This is a genomic window from Actinomadura sp. KC216, assembly GCF_004348535.1.
GTDB lineage: Bacteria > Actinomycetota > Actinomycetes > Streptosporangiales > Streptosporangiaceae > Spirillospora.
The window spans coordinates 1-1,342 of record NZ_SMJX01000631.1; the positions used below are offsets into that span (position 1 = coordinate 1).

The 1,342-nt window shown below is 71.1% G+C and carries 2 protein-coding genes; one reads left to right on the forward strand and one right to left on the reverse strand.

The features are described 5' to 3' along the window. Positions 1-411: 411 nt before the first annotated feature. Entirely contained in the window at positions 412-855 is a 444-nt protein-coding gene (locus E1264_RS42650) for an ACT domain-containing protein (RefSeq protein ID WP_243711520.1), read from the reverse strand. Between the two features lie 193 nt (positions 856-1,048). Here E1264_RS42650 and E1264_RS44985 point away from each other — a divergent pair. Next, positions 1,049-1,342: hypothetical protein (locus tag E1264_RS44985; protein WP_207937032.1), on the forward strand; the 294-nt coding region annotated here is incomplete at its 3' end.

Sequence of the window (1,342 nt, forward strand, 5' to 3'; positions counted from 1 at the left end):
CTCCTCGCGTCCCCGCGTCCCCGCGTCCCCGCGTCCCCGCGTGGACGGCAGCACGTCGGCTCCAGGGTGGTCTGCGACTGCCGCGAACTTGTACACCGCAACGTCCCCGCCTTGGTGCGGGAGACCGCGCTGCGTAGGGAGGCAGCAGCGCTGGGGCGTGTCTCACGGGTGGCCCGAGCCTGAGCGCGGGGATCGGCCCGCCTTGGCGCAGCGACGTCGCAATGGATTGAACGGGCATTTCGTAGACCAACGCTGCTGGGAGTCGGGGGTGGCTGGAGAGGGCGTAGCAGCGCGGCGAACCCGCGCGTGGACCCGTCCAGGGACGGCATGACCTGACCGGCTCGACCTGGGTTCGAGGACGCCAACGGCCGCACGCGGCCGGGCTGGGCTCCGGACAGTGGATTGGGGATGTCAGCGGAGGGCCGTCAGGACCTGGGAGCGGACGGCCGCTAGGGCTGCGGGATCTTCCAGGGGGTGTCCATCTGCGTCCACCACATAGAAGACGTCCACCGCCTCGGCGCCCAGCGTGTCGACCTGGGCGGCGCGAACCTGTAGGCCGCATGCGCCCAGTGCCTGCCCGATCCGCCAGAGCAGGCCCGGCCGATCGTGGGCGCGAACCTCGACGACGGTGGCCGTGCGGGACGCGTCGTCCACGATCATGACCCGCGGCGGGGCCACCGCCACCCCCGGCCGCACGCGCATGGACTGCGCCCGCCGTTCGAGCCGGTCAGCGACATCGAGCCGGTCGGCGAGCATCCGCCGAAGGTCGGCCTCCAAGGCGGCCGGATCCGGCGGCGTCCCGTACTCGGGCACAGCGGTGAAGTCGAGCACCGCCGTCACGTGCGACTTCCCCACAGAGCCGGTCGTGTTCGCACACACGGACGCGGCTCGTTCGCCGGACGGAGTGTGCGTCCTCTCAGTGGGGTTGGGCGGTGAAGGCGCAGCGTCCGTAAGGCCGGACGGGGTTGTGTAACTCGCCGAAGGGTCAGCCGCGCTGACCTCCAGAGGCCCGTCATCCTTCTCCCCAGACACACCGTCGCTAGGAGACGTGGGGCCAACGGCCGACGCGGTCCGCTCAACGATCGAGGTGGTAGGCATTTCGCTAGAGGCAAGTAGCGAGGGCGAGGTGCCAACAAGTCCGGACAGCGCCGCGCGGGCAGCGTCGTCGCTCTCCGAGGACGTGTCGCTGTCGGCGGACGCGAGGTCGGCGGCCCTTGCGCTCCGCTCAGCGATCGAGGCGCCAGGCCTTTCAGTGGGGGTGAGCGGTGAGGACGAGGTGCCCATAGGCCCGGACCGCGCCGCGTCGTCGTCGAGAGCAGCGTTGTTGCTGTCTGCGGACGTG